We start from the raw sequence: 24,442 nt of genomic DNA, 5'->3' as shown, positions 1-24,442 counted from the left end.
AAGAGGAATCATCCCCTCTTTCCTATACGATCCGATTGTCAGATTTATCTCCCCCTCCCTTTCCCTATTAAATTACTCTTCTTCCGGAACAGCAGGAGCCTTATTGGCAATCAATACAAATGGCAAGTAAATTAGAACAGATACGACAATACAAATGATCTGGGTAATAACCGCTCCAATACTTCCGGCCGTAGATAGGTATGCATTAATAATAGGCGGAGTCGTCCATGGAACCATAACAACAGCCTTAGCAGCAAAGCCAGTTACTGTAGCAATATAACCGATTGTCCCTGTAATCAGCGGGGTAATAATAAAGGGAATCGCCATAACCGGATTTAACATGACTGGTAATCCAAAGATAACTGGCTCGTTTATATTGAACACACCTGGTCCTGCGGAAAGTTTTGCAATACTTCTCATTTCTTCTCGTTTAGATACCATAAAGATCGCTATTAATAAACCAATGGTTACTCCTGAACCACCAATATTCATATACACGTCCCAAAACGGCATTGTGATAATATTAGGAATTTCCTTTCCCTCTTGGAATGCCGTCATATTAACAGTAATAGATGCCAGCAGCAGTGGTTCTCTTATCGGTTTTACCATTTGATTTCCATGAATACCAATCACCCAGAAAAATTGGGCGACAAACATAAGAATCAAAATCCCTGGCAGTCCTTGCATGACACTTTCTAAAGGTCTTTGTACAATGTTATATACTGCTTCATATAAATAAATCCCTGTAACTTTGAAAAAAAGAAATCCAAAAGTAGCAACAATCGTTACAGTTAAAATAGAAGGAATTAGTGCTGAAAACGAAGTCGCAACATTTGACGGAACACTATCAGGCATCTTAATTTGCAGCTTATCTACTTTCGATAACTTGCAATAAATTTCAACCGATACAATGGCGATAATCATTCCGAGGAATAAACTTTTTGGGTCAGAAAACTGCCTGGCTAAAACATCAACCACTAATTGATTCTTCTCATTAACAAGCAGTTCTAGCGTTGTTGGAACGACAGAAACATAGGACATTAATGCTAATATTCCAGGGAATAACGACTGATGGCCATTGATCCGTCCGAGCTCTATCCCAATAAGAAAAACGGCCCCAATTGTAAGGAAGTTCAAGGTAGCATATTGGATCGCTTTCATAATTGGCTGGTAATCAGCCAAAAAGGCAAATGCTTTAAAATGGGCTAAACCACTCTCTGTTCCCATCACCATATTCGCGATTAAAACGGCAAATGCTCCTGTTATAATGACAGGCATTAACGTCACAAAAGCTTTTTTTATGGCCATAATATATTTCTGATTTGTTATTTTGTAAGCAACATTTCCAAGGGTCTCGGTAGCTTTGTCTTTAAAACTCATTGATTAACCTCCATTCCTAATTTAAATGGAAATGATATGATTCATTTCTTGTTTTCCATTCTATTGGATAAGCGCTTACATTTACATACACTTATTTTCCACGTTAAACTGGAAATGGCTGACTCAAAAAAAGGAACTCTAATCCGGAGTTCCTTCCCTTCTATAAATTCCTATTGGCCAATAGCTAAAATACATTCTTTGAATTCGTCAAAGGACTTTACCTTTAATAGCTGATTCACCATATAGGCATTTCCTGATATTTTGACTAGCAGCTGATATAGCTTTTGAATATCTTTCTTGTACTTTTTTTGGACACTTAATAAGAAAATAAGCTGCACTTTATTTTCGCCCCATTGAATTGGTTTTTTTAACGTGCAAATAGATAAAAAAGTACTGTCAGTGATTGGTTTTAGAGGATGAGGAATGGCTATGGAGTTTCCATAGCTTGTTGGAGCAATCTCTTCTCGTTCCATGATTAACTCAAAGAAATGATCTGGCGCAATCCCCTTCTGTATAATTTCTCTTGCTAAAAACGCTAATACTTCCTCCTTCGTTTGATACTCTTGTTGAAAAAATCCAAGGTCAGGATAAAAATATTGTAAGGTAGTTTCAACTCTATCCACAACCATATGCTCTAATTTACTAATGTCTTCCTCTCTTAAAATAGTATGTACATCAATAACAGGTATGGTTAATTCCCTGTTAATAGGAATGGTACTAACAATGAAGTCTAATGTACTTAGATCATAATTATCAATGGTAAACATATTAGCAGTTCCTACAATTTCAAGTTTATTGCCAAAGGTGGACTGAAGCTTATGATACAGTAATTGAGCACTTGCCACCCCAGTAGCACAGACAATCAAGCATCTTTTTACACTGCCTTTTGCTTTCTTTCGCTCGAGCGCTGCGCCAATATGTAATGCCAAATAGCCTATTTCATCTTCATTAATGTCCATCCTCTTATGTTTGCTTAAGTATTTCCCCATAATAACAGCAGCGTCAAAGGACATTTGATAATTTTTCTTGATTTCAGCAAGAAGAGGATTCTTTATAGTTAAATCATATTTATATCTATTGATAGCAGGCTTTAAGTGCAGACATAACCCGTAGATTAATTCTTCATCATAGGCTATTTCTAGATCCAATTCTTGCTCCACTTCTTGGAGCATCGCTTTTGTTAATGCTAGAATATCTTCCTCAATCATTTCTAACATATTCTCTCTGCTATCAGACTGGTAAACTACCATTTTCGCACCTAATAAATGGATGGTTATATAGGCTATTTCAGATTCAGGAAAAGTAACATATAACGTTTTTTCTAGAAAAAAGACAATCTGTTTGGCAATCGCAAATTCTCTCTTTTCTTTAAGAGGCTCCATTTCCTTTAAAGGCATGGAAACATAATTATCATTTTGTATGCGAATACAGGCAATCGCAATATGTGTTGCTAAATTATTTACGCCAATATCTGATAAAAAAATAGACGCCTTTTCGGCTTGTTCGATAATAATTTTTCTTATTTCTTCTAGTTTTTTATTTGGAAGTATCCAATCTGTTTCATCTTGGTCAAACACATATGCCGCAAGACAATAACGCAGCTTAGCTTCTTGTCCCATGATTTTTAAACCATAGTTTGGCTTCTTATCTAAATTTAAATTAAAGTCTTTTAATAATCTTCTTACTTCTTTCAGATCATTTTTAATAGAGGATTCACTTACAAAAAGCTCCTCAGCAAACTGTTCAATTTTCAAGTATTCTTCCGCCAATAATAGACGTTTTAGAATATAGTCGACTCTTTCCTCAGGTTCCGTTGGAAGGGGTGTACTTACGTTATTTTCATTCATTATTTTTGTTAAAAATGGTTTAAAATAATGATAATTTCCTATAACTAATTCATACCCCTTCCCTCTTGTCAGTACTATTTCTGCTCCATTATCTTTTAATGTATCGATCAATGCCTTCATATCACTTCTAATTGTTCGCGTGGTTACATCCAGGGCATTTGCTAAGTAATCACTGGAAAGCGGAGACTTTGACTGCATAAGCTGATGCAGTATCTTTTGTTGTCTTATTGGTAACAATTTCACTCACTCCTTTTAACCAATTCCCTTCTATGTTAGTTATATCCATCATATCTTATCAGCCTTTTATTAGAAAGCGGTTTCTAAACAAATTATCCGTTATCCATAATGCCAATAATCTGCAGCAGACAGCACCTCGCCTTTTTTCATTCCTGATACGTATGGGTGCCCTTTTACATAATATCGTAATGGTTTTAGCGTCCATTCCTCCTTATTTGGAATCCCAATTCTCGGAGACTCGATTATTTGGGATGGTACTTTCCCATCTACAATCCATAAAGATTCTTCATTTATAAAGACACCATTTAAAGCCTTGGTGATTTCCATTGCTTTTGTTAGCTTCCCAGGTCCATTGCATACATTTATACCATTTGTTTTTCGGTTTTTTTCCATCTCTTCTATTCCTTCAAAAGGTTCAATCGCCCGGATAAGAACAGCCTGAGGATTTCCCTCTTCTTTTGTAACAATGTTTAACATATGGTGGGTATGCATCGTGTAAATATAGATGGTCCCACCTGACTTATACATCGATTCCAATCGAGGCGTGCGTCTGCCTGCATAGCTATGACAAGCCATATCTTCTATCCCAACATAGGCTTCCGTCTCTACAATATAACCACTATACGTATATGCCGGCGTTTTATGAATAAGCTTTTTTCCTAAAAGTAACTGTGCTATTTCTTCTGTTGACTGGTTTATATAATCAATCATTTGTCTCTCTCCTATTATATTTCTTCTAGTATACGTTTCTTTCCCCCAAAAAAGAAAGGATCACCCCTTTATAAAAAGAGATGATCCTTTTCACCTAGTGCTTAACAAGTTCTTTTTGTTTTGCTATAGCTGCCAATCCAGCTTGATTTAATGTATTCCACGGTTTGTTAAAATGCGGTTGGAAGAAGAAATCGATAAATCCTAATTCGTCAATCGTCATTTTAGTTTGAATACATACAGATAATGTATTCATCATTTGCGTAACATCTGCTTTTGAAATTAATTGTGCCCCCAAAATTTCTCTTGTCTCTTGATGGAAAAGTACTTTTAAACGAATTTCATGAAATGTCGGCATAAATTCTGGGCGATCATTATCGATTACTTCTGCCACTTCATAAGGGATATTATTAAATTTAGCCGTAACTTCTGTTAATCCGGTAGATGCCATATTTAAGCCAAAAATATGCAAGCCAGAAGTCCCTTGTGTTCCCATGTATTTCAATGGTCGTCCAGCAATATTATAGCCGACAAGTGTTCCCATTCGAACAGCATTTGTTGCAAGAGGGATATACATTTTTTCTCCAGTTGGATTATAATTAACAGCACAGCTGTCACCTGCTGCATAAATATCTGGATTACTTGACTGCATATATTCATTAATTTTAATAGCACCATTAGGAAGGAGATCTACTTTACCTTTTAACAGATTTGTGTTTGGTCTAAAGCCCACACATAAGATAACTAAATCTGTTTCATATTCTCCTTTTGTGGTATAAACCTTTGTTACTTTTCCTCGTTCATCACCTGCAAATTTTGTTACAGTTTGTTGTAAAGCTAAGTGAATGTTACGCTCCGCAAATTCTGCCTCAACCACATCTGTAAACTCTTTATCTAAATATTTATTTAGAATTCTGTCCTCACTATCAATTAACGTGACATTTTTTCCATTAAGCGCGAATGCCTCTACTAACTCAACACCAATATATCCCGCTCCAATTACGGTAACATTTCTTACATTCTTAGAGCGCTCAATTATTTCATTTGCTTGATTATAGTTTTTAGAAAGCAATATATTATCCAGATTAATTCCTTCAATTGGTGGGATTATTGGCCAAGAGCCTGTAGTCATTACTAACTTATCATATGGATCAATCTTTTCTTTGCCTGTTTGTAAGTCCTTCACATGTACTTGCTTGTTTTCTGTATCAATTTCTAGGACTTCATGCTCCATATGCATCGTTGCGCCAAGCGCTTTTAACTCTTCTGGTGAAGAATAAAATAACTGACTCGCATCTTTGGCAACACCGCCAACATATAAAGCAATTCCACAAGATAAAAAGGAAACATTATTATTTTTTTCATAAACAGTTATATCTATATTTTTATTTACATTTGCTAACGTTTTGACCGCTGCTGTCCCAGCATGTGTACATCCAATTACAACTACTTTCATGTATAAAAACTCCTTTTGTAATAGATTGAATGTGAAAACTTTCACTTAATTAGTGAAAAAAATCACATATATTGTGATAGAATTCACATTGCGTTCACATCTTTATTATACATCGAATATTTCTTAATGCAAGTATTTTGTGATTAAATTCACAAAAGGAAACGCGGAAATTTATTCCAGGGTTAAATAGAAAGCAAAACCTCTTATTCAGTCTACCGATAATGCAACAATCTTTCTTTTTTAATGAATTAAAACCCAACCTATAGTATTTTCGCTATCATTAGTTGGGTTTGTCTTCGGTTGAAAAACCTTCTCCTAGTCTCTATTATCTGCCAACTCAAAAACACTTTTTAATGCTTCTACGCCTTATTTTGCACGGTAAGCTCAACTAGCTGATCAATCGATTGGTCTAATGCTTCCTCATATCCCAACGGATCTGATAAAGCACGCCAGCCCTCTTTTCGTATAAAGGATAACGCTTCTTCCATTTCCTTATCCTCTATTCCAAGTTCTGTTAATAAGACTAAGGTACGTTCCAATGCACCAACCATTCTTAGTGGTCCGTAATGAGCAGGCTCTCGATATAGTCCTTTTGCACTTGTAAGAATATAGCCGCTATAATCTCTAACAAGTTCTACTAGCTTCTCATTTTTGCGTGTTTCCATATCTGTCAAAAGAAATTACCTCCTCTTTTTCCCTGTTTTTTTTCTTTCTTGGAGATTCTTTTGAATAGCCTAAACTGATGAGAAGCTCTGGCTCCATCTCATGTGGAAGCGCCAACAATTTCTTAATGGCTTCTTTATGAAAGGATCTAACTGGGCAATTTCCGATACCTAATGAATGGGTAGATAAAAGAATATAGGCAGCGGCTATTCCTAAATTTACAAAACGCAATACTTCTTCCGAATCTTTTCCGCCTTTATGGAGGGCTTCTGCAGGGTTGGAGCACAACACAATAATAGCCTCGGGATCTCCTGATAGACCAGGGGAAAATCTTTTTATTCTTTTTATCTGTTCTTCGTTCTGGACTATGAGGAAATGAGATTCTTGAGCATTGCTCCCTGACGGACTATGTAAAATACTTTGTGCAATTGAATCAACTATTTCTAGAGGTAATCCGCCACGTTCTGCGAATGCGCGTGAACTTCTTCTTGTTTTTATTGCCTCCAGTACATCCAATATCCATTCCTCCTTTAAAAAGAAAAGCCTCTACTTTCTAATACTTTTTTCAAATTTTCTCTTAAACTTGCTGAGGCAGCGATCGTTTCTGGTCTCGTGCATCTTCTAGCAGTATGTTCTCTCCATCCATAGTCCTTTCCCTGCTTTTCTGGTTCTCCAGCTAAGGAGACTCTACGGCCATCGTAGGTTTTACGAGAAATCATCGTATGATCGTATTGTTCTAGCAGCTCGTCAAGATTTTCTATTGTATATTTTTCCTGATGAACCATTACTTTTTCTGGCAATCTCGGCTTTACGCCTCGCCTTGTTCCTTCTTTTTCAAAGCCGATCGATAATCCCGAAACAGCAAATACGCCTGCTGGGAGGCCGAGTTCCTCTGCAACCGCATCAGGATGGTTACGAATGGAACCAACAGGTACACAACCTAACCCTAATGATTCCGAAGCCACTACTGCATTTTGCAGGGCGAGGGTGGCGTCCATTGAGGAAAGAAGAAACATTTCTAGCGTATTGGCTAAAAAAGAATATCCTTGTGATTCTGTCACATATTTCAAACGGTAAATATCTGCACAGAAAACTAGAAACACAGGTGCCTCATGGATAAATGACTGTTCGCCAGAAAGGGTAGCTAACCGTGATCTCCTTTCTTCATCCTTTATTACAATAATGCTATACGCCTGCAAGTTTGAAGAAGTTGGTGCACTTCTAGCTGCAGTTATAATCGTTTGAAGAATATTGGCCGGAATATCTTTCGATTGAAAAGCCCTTACTGATTCATGAGCAGTAAGTACCTCGATCGTTTCATTAAGTAAATGCTCCTCTTTTGATAAGCCTTCTAACTCAATTCTCGTTTCCCTTTTTGTATATTCCCTCACTCATGTCACCACCTTGCTATTTGATCAATACGCCTTTCTCCATCAATAATGCATCATCTATATATACGGTAGGTTGGGTGACAACTCCATCTATATGAACGCCTGCTGAAACTATTCCACCAAACGTGGCATTGCTTCCAAAAGCTACATGAATGGTCCCGTATACTTTTTCATCCTCTAATACCACACCTGTGATCCTTGCCTTATCATTTGTTCCTATCCCAAATTCTGCGAGCATTCTGCCTTCCCCATTGCCTAATATCTTTAATAATTGCTCTCCTTCTTCTCCTTCTGCCTCGACTAGGCGACCTTCTTTTATTGTAAGCTTAAGTGGATTACTTAGCTTTCCTATTCCAGCCACAGAGCCATCCACGACAATTGTGCCAGTTGCAGTTCCTTCTACTGGTGCTATATATGCTTCTCCAGACGGCAGATTACCTGATTCCCCTGGATATAAGTACATCCCCGTACTTGGGATGCCCTTTCTTTCTGTAATATCCAACGCTAAACAATAACCGTCTTTTTCAATTTTGACATGCTTTCCCTTTGTAAGCTGGTCTGTTATTTCTTCCGTAAGAATTCTCACTTGTTCATAATCTGCAGAAATGGCTCCTTCTAAGAACATATCCTTTGTTATTCCTGGCATTGTCGCAAGCCTTGTTCCTGTCTCTACTGCTTCTTTTCTAGCTTGTGTATGGGTTAAGGAATGCGCCGTTACACAAACAGCCACATCTGCTGCTTTCATGGCCGCTGCGACAGTTGCTGGTGGCTCTTGTCCCGACTTTTCTCTGTCCTGCATAACAATAAACATCGTCTCAGCACGTAACGCTTTGCCAGCTTCATATATGGATTCAGCTATTTCCCTCTTTGCTTCATCTGTGACAACGAGAAATAACTCTCCTTCTTTTATGCCTAAACAGTTAGCAAGAACATTTTTGCTTGTTTCTATCATTTTTTCATTCATTTTACCCTCTCCTATATCATTTCTGATACTAATTTTGCCATGATTGCATTGGAGAGAATGACTGGTTTATTAGCTATTTCGGCTACCATCTCTCTAGCATTCTCTGTATACCCCATACAATCCAACAAAATTATATCTGCTTCCTTCTTTAATTCTTGAGCCGCATTCTTAAAGGTCTCTCTACTCATATTATATGGTGATGCCACACTAAAAATAGGTTTTAATCCTAAGGGGGCATATTTAGGAAGAGACGTCTTTATTTGTTCCTTAAGTGGAACAATTACTCCCAGTCTTCTATTTCCTACTAACGCATTAATGGTGGGGGGAATGATATGATCAGGTTCAATTAAATAAGCTTTCCTTGTTTGCAGCCCTGGAAAAACACCCGTGCACAACAGCAATATTTGGCTTATTCCCATATTCTCTAAATAATAGATTTTCTCCTGTAAAATTGGCTTTATTTTTTCGCGAGACATAACTACCGACTCATTTGTTACTAGTCTAGAGGTTAAAACATAATCGCCTTCTTCAGGATATAGATTTGTCTCAATATAATCTTTCGACATCCCATCTAATACTCCAACTTGGACAAGCTCCGCTTTGTTTACATACTTCTCTACAATTGGAGCAACATCTGTTCTTGGAGCTTGACCAATTGTAATCATTCCAAGTTTTTTCATATAAACAACTCCTTTTTATAAGTCACTCTCTCCTCTACTATAAGGAAAGAAAGGAAGCAATGCTCCCTCTCTGCATTACTTGGTTAAGACTGAGGAGAAGCAGCTTTTCCCATTGTTTGCAGGACTTTCATGGAACCATATAAGGTTGTTATTCTATTAAATTCATCTTTATCATAAAACTCACAAGTACCATTAGCTGTTTCCTTTGCCACCTCTATGGAAAAACGAACTGCATCTGCAATATCCGTTTCATGACTAGCTCCCGTTCCACACCCTGGGACGATTGATTGAGCAGTTATTGCCAAGCCAATAACTGGTGCGTCTGTCGCCACAGATGGCTGCAAAATAGAATTGATATGGTATAAATCATTTCCATATGGCGTTATATCTTGTGAAGTGACAGGGAAGGTGACGGGAAATTTCCCTGTCGTCATTTCCATAATTCTTAGTAAGTCCTCACTAACTCGAAGAATGTAACCTTCTTTTACTGTTGGAGAAAGAGCAATCCCTTTATGATTAATCACTCTATTTCCTTTTGTGGTATCAATTGAAATAATACTGTCCATTTCTGGAATTACTTCATGTTTATTCATTGTTAAAATATCAACTGGAGAATCCATAAAATCAACTGGTTCATGTGGTCTTGTTGGTGCATCTGGGCAAATATGTGTGGATACAATCACATCCCCAGCAAGTACATCTCCCTTTACCTGCATATCAGCTAGTTTCAAAGCAGAAGCAATTGCCGCTACGGCACCATCAGCATCAGATACTAGCCCAATTCTGCTTGGTCGTGCACCAATCCCTCCTAATCTCCCAATAATCCCCAATGTCGGAACGGTGCCACCAGCAGATTTCCCTTTTGCTCCCGGTATGGTAATCTTAATAAAATCTGTGCTTCCTTTTTCCCCTGTTACTTTTACAACATCTGTTTGTACATTTGGATATTCTTTAAATAAATCGGCAACTATTTCCCCTGTTACAAATGCATTATCTAACGTTTCTAAAGCTACTAAAGTTTGTTTTAAAACCATTCTATCAATCTCTCCTTTTTAAAGATAAGTTAGAATTTCTTTGTTTATTATTTTTTCAATTGGTTGGATTAACTTTTGGTTACTCATCGTACTACTTAAGCGTAATTTTTCCTTAGGAACGGTTATAACAGCTACTTGCTGCCCTTTTGCCATTTCCGCGGTTACAATAGGTCTAGCTGTTTTTGTATCCAATGTCATAATAAGATCTGGAAAGGTGCCAAAACGCACTCCATCTTTCTCAATTGTCATATACTCGTTCCAAAAGGTCATATCATAGCAATCCTCAATCGTTACTTTTCCTACATCAAAACCTCCTATTGTTTCTAAAGTACATGCCGTTACTGTTCCTTCTGTGATTACAGATCCTCCTAGTTCAGACACAACTGCTTCGATAGCAGATTCTCCTTTATTAGACAGCAAGGCTTTGCCAACTGTAATTGCTTGCGATATGGCTCCATTCGCTCCGTTTTGCTTTGCATATCCCACTGTTATAGGATTTCTTGCCACTGCTACTAACCCGCCAGCATCAACAGACAATTGGCGAACTGCTTTTGCTGTTATATCAAGGGAACCAGTGATAAGCATTTCTACATACTTATCTCCTTTCCCGCCAACGGCTGCTTGATAAGAAATATAAGTAGGCATCTCTGTTAAATTTAATGACCCCATTGTGCCAGTTGGATGAGCTCTTCCATTACAAGGCAGATCTACTACTGGTAATCCTGTCATAGCGGATTGAAACCAGCCATTTACTGTAGTGCCAGCTCCATTTTCATTGGTAATAATTCCTTGAAGTGGTCTATCTAGCTTACTTGCCAATAGCTCCATTGCTTTGACATAATGAACTGGCTTTACGTACTGCTCTTTAGCAGCTGGAGCGCCAACTAGCGAAACCGTTACAAGTAAGTCTTCATCTGCCATTTCCTCTGCTGTTTTTAAGATAGGCTGACCAACCTCTAAAGCAAGGCGTCCTATTTGAAGTCCATCTTCTATTTTTCCTCCTCCTCCGCCGCCTAGTATGGCACCACCATATACAGCAAATTCTACGATTTGTTCATCTAATTTTATTGTCACGTTTCATCTCCTCATTTCCCTAATTTAAATACAGAGTTAAAGAAACTATACAGTGCATCCCCAGCAATAAACCCTGCAGCTAAAATACTCATTGGCGTCTCTGCTTCTTTTCCTTTTTTCTTCACCCACATTAATCGAATCGCAATCCCTACCAATACTGCAATGCCTGCATATGGAGTTAAAATTAATAAACCTGTTGCAAACATTACTCCTAGTTGTCTGCTTGAACCACCAAGTATTTGTAAGATAGCACCTGGAATAGCCCATATTAATAATTGCCGAGCGACTTCCATTGAAGTGCCTGCCTGAATCGTAGAAACATAGACAGCGTCTATTGGAGGAACAAGGTTATTGGCAAAATATCCTTTATAAGTGATTAGCACTGTCAGCAATGCGACTCCAAAGGCAACTAATGACGTCATATATTGTTGCTTTCTTCCATCTATTTCATATTCTTTATCAGCACCATTTCCTCGTAAAATATGGCCTGTTTTAAAGTCATAGCCCATATCTGCAAAGGCCGGTCCTGTTGCAGCACTGAATCCTGCAAGTAAAGCAAGTGCTAAAGGCGGAAAACCAATCATCATACCGATAAGGAGGGTAATAAAGGCAACCGCAAAGGCCGGAAACCACCCTGAATGCATGGCAGCAATACCAACGATTAATTCATGAACAAATGCAGCAAATGCGGCAAAAATCAGAAATCCAATCAACATACCAAATGACATATCTGTAATAAGTCCGCCTGTTAAAGCAATAATTAAAGCAATCGCAATATAAACAATAAAGCCAATTCCTAAAGTCTTTCTTGCTACTGAAATAGGTGTTGTATAATTCGAGTCGTCAACATCATTTTCCATAGCTGCAGCTACCTCTTGATTTTTTCCCTTTTGCTTTCTCTTATCTTTTCCAAAGATTAATAGCGTAACTTGGACTAACGCCACAATTCCTGCACCAATCATAATGCCATGTGGAATGTAAAGGGCGTTTACATCTACACCAAAAACAGGAATAGAATATTGTCGGAATAGTAAGCCAATCCCAAACATCGTTAAAGCCCAAATGTTACCGATAAAAGCAACCCCAAAGGCAGACATCGGAATATGCAAAATCGAACCGATAACGCCAATAAGTGTTCCAATTCCAAGAAGCCCTGCCCGTTTTCCTCCCTTATCACCAGCAACGATAGCTTGTGCTGTTGCTACTCCTGGTGCCCATGTACCTGATGCAGGAAACAGCTTGGAGTCAAATAGTTTATATAAAATGGCAGCATCTGCAAACATGGCCAATGCTGCTCCAATCAACATCGGAACAATCAAATCTGGTTCCCCAATTAGAAAAGGAATACCGATAGGAATTAATAAACTATTTGCAGCCCCAAAAGTTGCTGCAGATATAGAGGTTTGCATTAAATTCTGTCTATGAATAGACTTATACCTTTTAAAGATAGTAACTGGAATTCTAGCAATCAGCATTGCTAGAAGCGCACCAATAATAGATGTATTTGGTGTCACTCCTAAAGAGACGATAATTTGCATCCCGATAATGGCGCCAAACACTGCTGTAATAATGGTAAATATGAGGGAAACAGGTTCAAATAGACGAGGGTGTTTTTTTACTGGTTCTACTTGTTTCATATACTAGCCTCCAAATTATTTTTAAATAGCATTTTGATGTTAAAGAGTGGAGTCATACTCAACTAAGTGGTACATTTGATGGTTTGAATAAAGAATATTAAAAATAAGGCCAATTAATTTGTTAGGCTTATTTAGTAACAAATAAAATCTGGCAAATAATGAAAGTTTTATTTGTCCATATGACAACATAAAATACTAAAACAAAGAAACGAACTATTTGGTCAGTATAACTGTGCTGCAAACTGTCCTTCTGCTTCGACTGCATCGATAACGGGAACTTTCAATTCATTACGCAATTGGTCTGCCAGTCCAATTGTTGAAAAACCTGTGCAAGCAAACACAATTACCTTGGCTCCTTGATCTAACAGATCTTTAGCAGCCTTTAGCCCCTTTGCCTTCCCTTCCTCTTTCAGTAAATCAGTCGTATTTTCTACACCTTCTGGAACTTTGAAGCCAACCAACAGCTCCCCTAAAATTTTCTTCATAACTTCTGGAACATCCTGAGTTATCCCTAATATCCCAACAGGTTTTCCTAAAGAAAAAGCTGTTAATGCAGCAGCACTTCCCGCCCCTATTACTGGGATAGACACCGCTTTTCTTAGTTCTTCAATCCCAGGATCTGCCGCACAGCTAATAGCAAGTATCCTTGCTCCTTCCCTTTCCATCTTTTTTCCTAACTCTACGATTTTTGGGATTGCTTCTTTTTCTGAAGCATTATCATAAATGCCTAACGCTTGATCTGGAATACATTGATTTACTGTTGGCAATCCAAACAATTCTGTAATTATTTTGCCATGATGGTCCAAGACTGCTTTATTCTCCGTTGTAAAAACACGAATGACACCAATCATATCCCCACTCTCCTAATTTAAATTTTCTGAATATTTATATTTTATTTTAACTTTTCTGTCTTTTTGTCACAATGTCCTAAAAAAACAAAAAACAGAAGGATCTATTGTGCTCCGAGTACAATAGACCCCTCTGTTTTAGGAACCCTTAAAGTTATGAAAGAATATACAGCAATAGTATAAAACCTTCTCTTGGAAAGTATCTAATTTAATATCTGCAATTTCTTTTATTCTATCCATGCGATATTTTACTGAGTTACGATGAATATATAATTGATTTGCTGTGTCCTTTAAACTGCCATTAAAAGTCAAATAATAAAAGAGTGTTTTAACAAGATCACTGTCATTTTCTTTATCATATTGTATTAACTTACCTATTTTCCTTTCGATTACTGGATCCATATTGACATAGTCGGAACTGTCTAGTAATAATTTAAATAGCTCAATATCTTCATAAAGGTACATTCTTTTCCCTTTATTAAGACTGGATCCAATTAAAAGTGAATTTCTAGCTTCTAAATAGCTTAAATGTATCTCCCATAATAGCGCTCTTCCGCCAAATCCTACTTGAAAATCGGTATATTTCTTGATAAGAGGGAGTAATTTATCCATCCATAGTTGATTTGTTTCTTTTGTTATAATTGGTTGATAGGGAACGGCTGATAGGATGACAAGCCGGCTTCCTTGTTTCTGTGTGTAAATCTTATTAGCATGGGATAGATTAATGGATTCTATAATGCTGCTTAAATCATGTAACAATGATGAACCTTCTTCCATAAGGGTTGCACTTTCCATCACGATTATTTCCCACATTATTTCAGGATCCAATCCAAGTTGCCTTCCTTTATTCACTACTTCCTCTTGGGGGAGAAATATGCCTGCAAGCAGTTCTTCAATAAAGTTTCCTCTTAAATGATTCTCTGTATCCATTGCTGTTTTTCTTCTCATTAGTTCTAAAGAAAAAACTAGACGTGCCTGTTCTACACAAATTTTATCCATTTCATCCAACTGTTCTTTTTCAATTAAAAATTTGCCAACTCGCTCCTTATCTACTGTAATATCCCACTGCTTTATATGCGTAAATTCGTTCATCCATCCTTCCTTTGGGGAGCAAACAATTTTTTTACCATCTTTATCTAAGAGAATAATAGGTGCTTCTATCATTTGTGATACATTATCAGCAACCGTTTGTATCCCACTGTTTTCAAGAACCAATGTCGTTAACTTCTTATAAATTTCTTCCGACCTTCTCAGTAAAGCAGCATGCTTATTCACAATTTGTTCCATGACAGCATTTGTAATATCAATGTATGGCACACCAACTGGAAGCTGAATAATGGGAAGGTTATATTTATTACTTACCTCCATCATTTCTTTTGGCATTTCATGTAAATACCTTTCCGGTTTTATTGCTAATGCTGCAGCATTTGCCTGCGCTAATTTCTCCACAAGCTTTGTTAATAAGGAAAGATCATGTCTTATGGAATAAGCTGTTGTGAGCAGCAACTCTCCCCCTCTTAACCAGCCGTCGATGTCGGGAACCTCCATAATATCAATATTTTGCACGTTTCTATTTAATCCTTCCCTCCCACTTATCACCTTTGCCTCCTTTAAAACAGGGAGTCGTAATAAATCATTAACTGTAATGCCCGATTGATTCATTCTTACCACCTCCACTACAATATCTTTGATCCATTTTCATTAAAAGAGGCTTCCTATCTATCGGAAGCCTCCATTCATAAGTTTTACTGAACCCTCATAGCCAAATCTCCAGTTTTTGCCCAGCCTACGCGAAGAATTACGAAATAAAGAGGAAGGGTAATCACAATTGGAAGAACCATACCTACTGCCACATAAATTAAGAATCCCTGCAAGCCTTGAGTGGCCATAATGCTGATTGGCGCAATTAAAGAATTCAATCCTAATCCAGCCAATTCATACGTTGCCGTGAATCCGAATCCTAATGTTGCAATCGGGGCACAAATGACGGCTGCTACAAAAGGTGGAATGATTAACAGCGGATTTTTCACCAAATTAGGGAATTGTACTTTTGGTGTAATGATCGATTGTGCAAGAAATCCCCCTAAATCATTTTGACGAAGAGACATCGCAGTAAATCCAACAAATTGGACCGTACACCCGATTAATGCAGCCGCACTTGATACTGGATCCATTTGTAATGCAATTGCTAAAGCTGCTGATGATGCTGGGGTCATCAGTAGGATGCTCCATACTAACGAGATAACCATTGGCGCTACTAAAGGTGAGCCTTGTACCGATGAAGTGATTTGGGCACTAATCCATTCTAGCATCGGAGTTGTAACTGCCGCCAAACCTACTCCAGCAATTCCTCCAACTAAAATTGCTGCAGCTGGAATGGCCACCATATCTAAAATTGTTTTTCCGTTAACCCGCTTCCCAACATATGTTGCCACTACCGCTGCTAATACTGCGCTGATTGGTTGTCCGGAAACAAGCACCATTCCAGCATCCGTTGCATGCAGCGCGTTCCCCCCAATCGTACTACAAACCATCGCACTAAAAATAACTAATGTGTTTCCACCTAACTGATAGGCAATTCCCGCTCCAAATGCCGGGGCTAACAATACCTTTGCCACTCCGCCAATTTGAACTAAGACATCCCAGCCAAATGCTTTTCCGATCGATTCTAACAACAATCCCATTCCTAACGTTACAAGGACTGCATTTGACATTCCTGCTGAGGCTTTATACATTCGTTCCATAAAATATTCTTTAGTCTTCATCATTTTCTACTCCTCTATTTAAAAATAATTATTAGCTAGATAAAAACAAAAAAGCCTGTCCAATAATGGATAGGCACCTTCAAGTCTTACAAACTGTTTAGCGCCTTGTTTTTAATAACAAAAACTGGACTAAACAATTCCCGTTATAATACAGAGGGATTATTTAATCCTAAGAGCATAATATGAGTATAATAATCAGTGCTGTATTTGTTTTGATCTTCATGTTATGCTCCTCCTAAACCGTTTAATAGTGTGTAGCTATAATATCATCAATATTCAGAATATGTAAATAATTTTTTTATTTCAGTTTTTATTAAAACGCTATCATCAAAATCAGAATGCAATCTTCTTCTTTTCTTTCTGTAAAAAGTGATTATTATTCAAGAAAAATAAAATCAATATGAAGGCTATATGTAGATTTTTTTACTCAATTGAAGTTTTGTTAGATTATTTAACAAAAAAAGAGTGGCGAACCACTCTAAATAATTTCGGTATTCTTTGTTTCTTTTCCAAAAAACAGAACTACTGCTGCCCCGATTAATACAGCAATACAAAAAATAGTAAAAATAGAGGGAATGGAGACATTTTGTGCTGTTAAATAAGGAACTAATAATGGTCCTAAGATTCCGCCAACTCTTCCAATCGCAGCTGCCATTCCTGCACCTGTCCCTCGAACCTTTGTAGAGTATTGTTCTGGTGTATAGGCATAAAGAGCTCCCCATGCACCTAAGTTAAAGAAGGATAAAAGAATTCCTGCTGTAAGAAGCATCGCTGTGCTTCCCGCTAACCCAAACATAAAGGCACTTCCTGCTGTCCCAATTAAAAATAGCACGAGTACAAACTTTCTTCCTGCTTTTTCAATTAAATAGGCTGCCAAAGCATATCCCGGTAATTGTGCTAGTGTCATAATTAATACATATTCAAAGCTTTTTATCATACTAAATCCTTGAGATACCATGACACTTGGAAGCCATAAAAACATTCCATAATAAGAGAAGACTACACAGAACCATAAAATCCATAAGGTTGCTGTTTGCTTCCGATTTTCCTTCGACCATACAGCTTGCAGGCTTTCCTTAATTGTCAGCTTTTTCTCTTTTTCTACTTTTAAGAATTTCGGTGAATCCGGTAAATGCAAACGTAAATATATAGCGTAAAAAGCTGGAAGAACGCTTATGATAAGTGCTGCCTGCCAGCCATATTTTGGGATAACAAAGTAGGAAATTACTGCAGCGAGTAACCAGCCAAATGCCCAAAAACTTTCAAGTAAGACAACGACTCTGCCTCGTTTTTCCTTTGGAACACTTTCAGAAACAAGTGTAGATGCTACCGGCAGCTCCCCACCAAGTCCCATTCCAATGAAAAAACGTAGAATTAGAAAGATCGTTAAGGAAGTAGTAAAGGCAGAGAGCCCGCTGCCAATAGAAAAGAGTAATAATGTAATCATAAATACATGTTTTCTTCCGATTCTATCTGCCATTAATCCAAAAACAAGTGCACCGACAGCCATTCCTATTGAATTCATACTGCCAATCCAGCCCATCTCCTTGCCCGATAAACCCCAATCTGCTTGGAGAGCAGTAATAATAAATGAAAGCATTCCAACATCCATCGCATCAAACATCCACCCTAAGCCTGCGATACCAAGAATCTTTCTTTGAGATATTTCCTTTTTCATTGTAATCCTCCCATTTTCCCCTTAGGTTTCCACTGATAGGTGTAATTATGAAAACTAACTATTATAATAACACTTGTCATGACACTATTCATTACATTTCAAACATTTTTAGCAAAAATTGCGGTAAATAATGGATTATCCTCATAAATAATTCCAAAAAAAGCGTTAATTACTACTATATTCAAGATTTTTGAAAAATTTCTAAAAAAAAATGTTATCTTTCCCTTTACTTTCTTCCAAATAAGCATAAAATGATTGTTATGTTTTCTATTTTTAAATGTAAAGGGGAGTTTTAACTGTTGAGTGTTTCAACAAATAAAATACAAAATCAGTCTCTTTTTAATATATCTTGGCCACTGTTTATTGAACTTGCTTTACACATGGGTATGGGAGTAACTGCTACCTTAATGCTAAGCCATTATTCTGATAGCGCAGCTGCAGGTGTAGGAGTTGCCAATCAGCTTCTGGGAATTTTTATTCTAGTCTTTAATGTAACGTCCATTGCTGCCATGATACTAATTGGGCAAAAACTTGGGGCTAATGAGCTTAACCTTGCTAGAAGGTTTGCACGCTCTGCGGTTGGTTTAAACTTCTGGTTCGGAATAATTATTGCAGCCCTCGTTGTTATCTTCGGTGAACATTTATTACAACTTTTCGATATTCGCGGTGAAGTATTAGAATATGGATTAATATTTGTTCGTATATGTGGTGCGTCCCTCTTCTTAGAATCTCTCTCACTTGCACTTAGTGCCATATTAAGAAGTCACGGCTTTACAAAAGAATCCATGATTGTTAGTGTTTTGATGAATGTAATTAGCGTAACCGGTTATGCCATTAGTATTCTTGGTGTTTTTGGTTTACCTATTACAGGTGTCATTGGTGTTTCTTGGACTATCGTTATAGCCCGTACATTTGCTGTACTTGTTTTGCTTTATCTTGTTTATAAGAGAATTGCTTTAACTTTTTCCATTAAGGATTTCATCAAAGTCAATAAACAAGATATTCGAGATATGCTCTATATCGGCATTCCTTCTGCGGGAGAAAATTTATCGTATCAATTTTCTCAGCTTATGATTACTGCAATGGTTGCTTCTTTAGGAGATGCCTCCTTAGCAGCCAGAGTATATATTAGTAATATTTCCATGATCTGCTACTTATTTACATTAGCAATTGCTGAAGGTACTCAGCTCCTGGTTGCACGTTATATCGGCGGGAAGCAGTTTGACCGTGCATTGAAACGAGGCATTAAAACACTTAGACTGGCCATGGTCGTTTCATTAGCGGCAGCTCTTGTAATGGCATTAATCGGTCAGCCAATATTAGAGCTATTTACAGATAACTATGAAATTATTGCTATCGGGCTACCTATTCTCTGGGCAGTGGTCTTTACAGAACCAGGAAGAGCAATGAATATTGTCTTAATGAGTTCCTTAAAGTCCTCCGGTGATGTTCGCTTTCCTGTCATTATTGGTATTATCTCCATGTGGGGAATTGCCGTTACGTTGAGCTATGCTCTCGGAATTACATTAGGGTTGGGACTTCTTGGTATCTGGTTGGCTCAAGGGATAGATGAATGGTTTAGAGGAATATTTGCCTTCAGACGCTGGAAGACAAAACCTTGGGAACGAGTGAAAGTTAATCGTTCGATTGCATAAAACTATTTTGGAAAGGTCTATGTAAAAGAGTGTTTTACATAGACCTTTTTTTGGTTTGGCTGATAATTAGTGTTTTTCGCGAATTTTCTCTTCTTTTTCGCGAATTTCTCAAGTGTTTTCACGAACACCTTCCCTCTTTTCGCGAATATCCCCCCAATAATTCATATTATCCCCTTCTCCTACTTTTTCCCTAATTATTGAAAAGCGCTTTCATTCCATTTATAATATCACTAAACCGGTTTACTAAATCGTTTTATGAGAGGTGAGATATAAATGTCTACTATATATATCCCTTTAAATTCCTTTTTTGATGAAAAAATAGCAACGAAAGATTTACTTCAAGCCATTTCAATTATTGAAAAATCAAATGCCTCCGGAATTGAAATTAGGAGAGAATTATTACATGAAGAGGAGTTGCTAACAACCTTACAACATATACAGCCTATTCTCCAGCAAGCTAACTTATTTACCGTTTACTCTGCTCCTATTCCAATCTGGAACAATGCTGGGGCTGTAAATGAGCAAGCACTTCATACTATCTTGGAAGAGAGCGAGATTCTCTCAGCAAAATGGGTTAAGCTACCCTTGGGACATTATCTGGAGAATAAATCAGATCTACACGACTTATGGAAAATTATCCACAACTACCCTTCTCTTTCATTATTAGTGGAAAATGATCAAACAAGGGAAGGGGGGAAAATCCAGCCGTTAGCATCCTTTTTTGAAAACGCTTCTAATTTAAGGATGCCAATCAAAATGACATTTGATATAGGCAATTGGACCATTCAGGAGGAAGATGCATTGGCAGCATTCCAAATTTTCCAGCCTTATATTTTTTATTTTCATTTAAAACATGTATTTAAACAAGGCAAGCATTTTTTTACCGAGCCCTTGCCACTTGACCCAAATGCTGATTGGCGAAAAATGGATCATTTGATTCCAGCTGCCATTCCGAGAGCATTGGAGTTTTCCTTGGAGAGATCAATGGTGGAGATTAATAAATTTATAGATATTGTCCATTCAAATCAAAGGAGGGAAAAATTACATGCACTCAATTGATGTCATTACATTCGGCGAAGCCATGGCGATGTTTATAGCCGACTCTTGCGGCCCACTACATGAGGTACAGCATTATACAATGGAACTGGCAGGGGCGGAAACAAATGTAGCAATCGGCTTAGCTAAATTAGGATATAAAGCTAGCTTTGTAAGTAAAGTTGGTGCTGATGCCTTTGGAAAATTCATTATGGAAAACCTCCAAAAGAATCAAGTTGATGTAGAAAAAATCATGACAGATGCATATTTCCCAACCGGATTTCAATTAAAATCACGGGTAACCAAAGGTGATCCAGAAGTCCAATATTTCCGAAAAGGCTCTGCTGCAAGCCATCTAGCTATTGCTGATCTTGATGAAGATTATTTTCAGAAGGCAAAGCATCTGCATATGACTGGTATTCCATTAGCGCTTTCCTTGGAAACTAGAGACTTTGCTCAGCATGCTTTATCATTTTTTAAAAAGCAGTGTAAAAAGGTTTCTTTCGATCCAAATTTGAGACCAAAACTTTGGAATTCAGAAAAGGAAATGGTAGATACCATCAATTTCTTCGCGAAACAAGCGAACTATGTGTTACCAGGAGTAGAGGAAGGCATCAAACTAACGGGCTATCAAACGCCTGCCGATATTGCTTCCTATTATTTAGACGCTGGCGTAGAATTAGTTATCATCAAACTTGGCGCGCGAGGTGCCTATTATAAATCCCCTACAGAAGAAGGAACCATCTATGGCTACCCTGTAGCAAAGGTGATTGATACAGTTGGTGCAGGTGACGGCTTTGCTGTTGGAGTAATAAGTGGGTTCTTAGCAGGTCTTCCTGTAGAGGAATCCGTGCAGCGCGGAAATGCAATTGGCGCGTTAGCTGTACAATCGCTGGGTGACAATACTGGCTACCCGGATAAACAAGAACTTAGGCAGTTTATAAACAATCATTCTCAAAGGAGTGTACGTATATGAATACCCTTTCTAAAAAAAGATGGATTCGTCTTATCCCGATTGTTTTTATTACTTATAGCTTAGCTTATTTAGACAGAGCAAATTATAGTTTTGGAGCTGCTGGCGGCTTAGCTGAGGATTTAAATATTACTGCGGCTACCTCTTCTCTACTTGGTGCATTATTCTTTTTAGGCTATTTCTTCTTTCAAATTCCAGGTGCTCATTACGCAGAGAATAAGAGTGCAAAAAAGCTAGTATTTTGGGCATTAATCCTTTGGGGTTTCTTAGCAACAGCTACTGGTCTTATTTCAAATGTGAACGTTTTATTCGTCATACGCTTTAGCTTAGGGGTAGTAGAAAGTGCTGTTATGCCTGCGATGCTAGTATTTCTAAGTCATTGGTTTACAAAAGCAGAGCGTTCTCGAGCAAATACATTCCTCATTCTAGGAAATCCGGCAACTGTTTTATGGATGAGTATTGTATCTGGTTATATTCTTGAATCACTCGGTTGGAGATGGATGTTTATATTAGAAGGTTTACCTGCCGTGATTTGGGCATTTTTATGGTGGAAACTCGTCAATGATCATCCAAAAGATGCAAAATGGCTTAACAGCGACGAAAAGGCTGCCATTCATCAATCATTGCTGGACGAACAAAAGGAACTTAAACCAGTTAAGGACTATCGTGAAGCATTTAAGTCAAAGACTGTTATTCTGCTCAGTCTTCAATATGCGCTTTGGAGCATTGGCGTATACGGTTTTGTGATGTGGCTTCCTACTATTATTAATTCAGCCCCAAATGCAAGTATTGTAACAACGGGCTGGCTCGCATCAATTCCTTATGTATTAGCATGTGTGTTAATGTTAGCGGTTTCTTACTTCTCAGATAAATTTCAAAATCGCAAACTATTTGTCTATCCATTCCTCTTAATTGGGGCAATTTGCTTCTACGGCTCCTATTTAATTGGCACAAGTAATTTCTGGTTATCCTTTATTCTCCTTTCTATTGCAGGAGGAGCAATGTATGCACCTTATGGTCCGTTCTTTGCGATTATTCCAGAAATCCTTCCTAGAAACGTCTCTGGTGGGGCAATGGCATTAATCAATAGTATGGGAGCATTAGGCTCTTTTGCTGGAGCCTATATCGTTGGCTATTTAAATGATTTAACTGGTGGTTTTGGAGCTTCTTATAATTTCATGGCAATTTCCTTATTATTGTCAGCTATTTTAACAATTATTGCTACAAAAAAGGAAAAGAAGGTAATAGGAAAATTAGCACAGCAACCATTGCATGAGTAATTTTTAAGCGTTTTCCTCTTTCGCTTTCTTGTAACGATAGATTGTTTTATACTAGAAAAAGAATCTATTAAAGTAGCGAGAGAGGAAAACAAATGGCGAAAGTAACCATGGCGGATGTAGCGAAATATGCAGGTGTTTCTAAAAGCACCGTTTCACAATATATCAACAAGCGTTATGAATATATGGGAGAAGACACAAGGGAAAAAATCAAAAGTGCCATTGAACAACTAGGTTATCATCCCAATTATATTGCACGCAGCCTTAAGCAAAAGAAAACTTCTATGATTGGAATTATTGTAGCCGATATTGTTCATCGTTTTTCGACAGAAATCTGCCGTTCTATTGAAGATTACTGCTTCGAGCATGATTATCAGGCAATCATCTGCAACGCTGACAACAATCCCAAAAAGGAACGAACATATATCGAAACATTGCGTGCCAAACAGGTAGATGGTCTGATTATTTTTCCTACAGGGCAAAACACCGATATTTATGCCAAAATGATAGAGGAAGATTATCCCGTTGTTTTTATGGATCGAGATATTCCGGAAATAAATGCTTCTTTTATTTTATCCACAAATATAGAATCAAGCTATCATGCAATCAAATTATTTTTGGAAAATGGCCACAAGAATATTGCTATTTTGACACAGCCATTAACTATCTCAACAAGAAAAGAACGAATTGAAGGCTATAAGAAAGCATTGCTAGAAAACTCTATAGACATATGCGAAGACTATATTATCAGCTCAGAAATAGAAAATGTGAAAACTGAATTACATCACCTATTTCAGAAAAAGAACCCGCCCACTGCTATCCTGGCAGGTAATGATTTAGTATTCTTAGAGACTTTAGCATTTTTACAGGAAAAGAAACTGCGTATTCCTGAAGATGTATCCCTAATTGTTTTTGATAATTTTCCTTTTGCACATCTTTCCAATCCTCCAATGACGATGATTGCACAGCCTGCCTTTGAAATGGGAAAAAAGGCTACGGAAATATTATTAAAACAAGTTAACAAGGAACATTTTAAAGTAGAAAAAATTATTTATCCTTGTGAATTAATTGTTAGACCATCCTCCATAAAGAAAATATAAAAAATCGATCGGAGAAGCGTTCCTTCTATATGAGCAGAAT

21 protein-coding genes are annotated in these 24,442 nt (G+C 37.5%); 5 read left to right on the top strand and 16 right to left on the bottom strand.

From position 1 onward, the window contains the following. Positions 1-72: 72 nt before the first annotated feature. From NiCM35_RS13845 to NiCM35_RS13770, 16 genes are all read right to left on the bottom strand, one after another. Positions 73-1,380, bottom strand: a complete 1,308-nt coding sequence (locus NiCM35_RS13845) for a PTS sugar transporter subunit IIC (protein WP_095329480.1) — start codon at positions 1,378-1,380, stop codon at positions 73-75. Between the two features lie 170 nt (positions 1,381-1,550). After that, a complete protein-coding gene (locus tag NiCM35_RS13840; RefSeq protein WP_123258522.1) occupies positions 1,551-3,464 on the bottom strand; it encodes a BglG family transcription antiterminator in 1,914 nt (637 codons plus the stop codon). A gap of 99 nt (positions 3,465-3,563) precedes the next feature. Continuing rightward, positions 3,564-4,172 (bottom strand): DNA-3-methyladenine glycosylase, encoded by a 609-nt coding sequence (locus NiCM35_RS13835; RefSeq protein WP_204259824.1) that lies wholly within the window; start codon positions 4,170-4,172, stop codon positions 3,564-3,566. 97 nt (positions 4,173-4,269) lie between these two features. Next, positions 4,270-5,628, bottom strand: coding sequence for an FAD-dependent oxidoreductase (locus NiCM35_RS13830; protein WP_095329477.1), 1,359 nt, complete (start codon positions 5,626-5,628; stop codon positions 4,270-4,272). Positions 5,629-5,987: 359 nt separating this feature from the next. Next, a complete protein-coding gene (locus tag NiCM35_RS13825) occupies positions 5,988-6,293 on the bottom strand; it encodes a DUF6092 family protein (RefSeq protein ID WP_095329520.1) in 306 nt (101 codons plus the stop codon). Continuing rightward, a complete protein-coding gene (locus NiCM35_RS13820) occupies positions 6,274-6,807 on the bottom strand; it encodes a nitroreductase family protein (protein ID WP_433779811.1) in 534 nt (177 codons plus the stop codon). The genes NiCM35_RS13825 and NiCM35_RS13820 overlap by 20 nt, the downstream gene beginning before the upstream one ends. 14 nt (positions 6,808-6,821) lie before the next feature. After that, positions 6,822-7,682, bottom strand: coding sequence for an NADPH-dependent oxidoreductase (locus NiCM35_RS13815; RefSeq protein ID WP_123258524.1), 861 nt, complete (start codon positions 7,680-7,682; stop codon positions 6,822-6,824). 16 nt (positions 7,683-7,698) lie between these two features. Next, a complete protein-coding gene (locus tag NiCM35_RS13810) occupies positions 7,699-8,646 on the bottom strand; it encodes an aminopeptidase (RefSeq protein WP_249877493.1) in 948 nt (315 codons plus the stop codon). 11 nt (positions 8,647-8,657) lie between these two features. Next, positions 8,658-9,326: an AroM family protein gene (locus NiCM35_RS13805; RefSeq protein WP_123258525.1), complete on the bottom strand. Its 669-nt coding sequence runs from the start codon at positions 9,324-9,326 to the stop codon at positions 8,658-8,660. Positions 9,327-9,409: 83 nt separating this feature from the next. After that, complete coding sequence (locus tag NiCM35_RS13800) at positions 9,410-10,360, bottom strand: DUF1177 domain-containing protein (protein ID WP_095329472.1); 951 nt, start codon at positions 10,358-10,360, stop codon at positions 9,410-9,412. An 18-nt stretch (positions 10,361-10,378) separates the two neighbouring features. Next, positions 10,379-11,434 (bottom strand): S-methyl thiohydantoin desulfurase family protein, encoded by a 1,056-nt coding sequence (locus NiCM35_RS13795; RefSeq protein ID WP_433779808.1) that lies wholly within the window; start codon positions 11,432-11,434, stop codon positions 10,379-10,381. Between the two features lie 11 nt (positions 11,435-11,445). Then, on the bottom strand, positions 11,446-13,071 hold the full coding sequence (locus tag NiCM35_RS13790; RefSeq protein ID WP_163185110.1) for an OPT/YSL family transporter: 1,626 nt from the start codon (positions 13,069-13,071) through the stop codon (positions 11,446-11,448). A 221-nt stretch (positions 13,072-13,292) separates the two neighbouring features. Beyond that, the gene (locus tag NiCM35_RS13785; RefSeq protein WP_433779807.1) at positions 13,293-13,922 is read right to left on the bottom strand and encodes an aspartate/glutamate racemase family protein; all 630 of its coding nucleotides are present in this window, start codon (positions 13,920-13,922) and stop codon (positions 13,293-13,295) included. 135 nt (positions 13,923-14,057) lie between these two features. After that, the gene (locus NiCM35_RS13780) at positions 14,058-15,581 is read right to left on the bottom strand and encodes a PucR family transcriptional regulator (RefSeq protein WP_123258528.1); all 1,524 of its coding nucleotides are present in this window, start codon (positions 15,579-15,581) and stop codon (positions 14,058-14,060) included. Positions 15,582-15,664: 83 nt separating this feature from the next. Next, a complete protein-coding gene (locus tag NiCM35_RS13775) occupies positions 15,665-16,684 on the bottom strand; it encodes a PTS sugar transporter subunit IIC (protein WP_095329467.1) in 1,020 nt (339 codons plus the stop codon). A 478-nt stretch (positions 16,685-17,162) separates the two neighbouring features. Further along, positions 17,163-18,362, bottom strand: coding sequence for an MFS transporter (locus NiCM35_RS13770; RefSeq protein ID WP_095329466.1), 1,200 nt, complete (start codon positions 18,360-18,362; stop codon positions 17,163-17,165). Between the two features lie 299 nt (positions 18,363-18,661). On the opposite strand from NiCM35_RS13770, the gene NiCM35_RS13765 reads away from it, so the two are divergent. The 5 genes from NiCM35_RS13765 (at position 18,662) to NiCM35_RS13745 (ending at position 24,402) form a co-directional block, all read left to right on the top strand. Further along, complete coding sequence (locus tag NiCM35_RS13765; protein WP_095329465.1) at positions 18,662-20,017, top strand: MATE family efflux transporter; 1,356 nt, start codon at positions 18,662-18,664, stop codon at positions 20,015-20,017. A gap of 273 nt (positions 20,018-20,290) precedes the next feature. Further along, a complete protein-coding gene (locus tag NiCM35_RS13760) occupies positions 20,291-21,076 on the top strand; it encodes a hypothetical protein (RefSeq protein WP_163185101.1) in 786 nt (261 codons plus the stop codon). After that, on the top strand, positions 21,063-22,028 hold the full coding sequence (locus NiCM35_RS13755) for a sugar kinase (RefSeq protein WP_433779805.1): 966 nt from the start codon (positions 21,063-21,065) through the stop codon (positions 22,026-22,028). The genes NiCM35_RS13760 and NiCM35_RS13755 overlap by 14 nt, the downstream gene beginning before the upstream one ends. Continuing rightward, positions 22,025-23,305, top strand: coding sequence for an MFS transporter (locus NiCM35_RS13750; protein WP_095329462.1), 1,281 nt, complete (start codon positions 22,025-22,027; stop codon positions 23,303-23,305). Before NiCM35_RS13755 ends, NiCM35_RS13750 begins: the two co-directional genes overlap by 4 nt. A 92-nt stretch (positions 23,306-23,397) precedes the next feature. Further along, positions 23,398-24,402, top strand: a complete 1,005-nt coding sequence (locus tag NiCM35_RS13745) for a LacI family DNA-binding transcriptional regulator (protein WP_123258532.1) — start codon at positions 23,398-23,400, stop codon at positions 24,400-24,402. Positions 24,403-24,442 lie beyond the last annotated feature (40 nt).

Origin of the sequence: Niallia sp. M35, assembly GCF_050971705.1 — a bacterium.
Classification (GTDB): Bacteria; Bacillota; Bacilli; order Bacillales; family Cytobacillaceae; genus Niallia; species Niallia circulans_A.
This window is presented reverse-complemented; position numbering and strand designations above follow the sequence as displayed.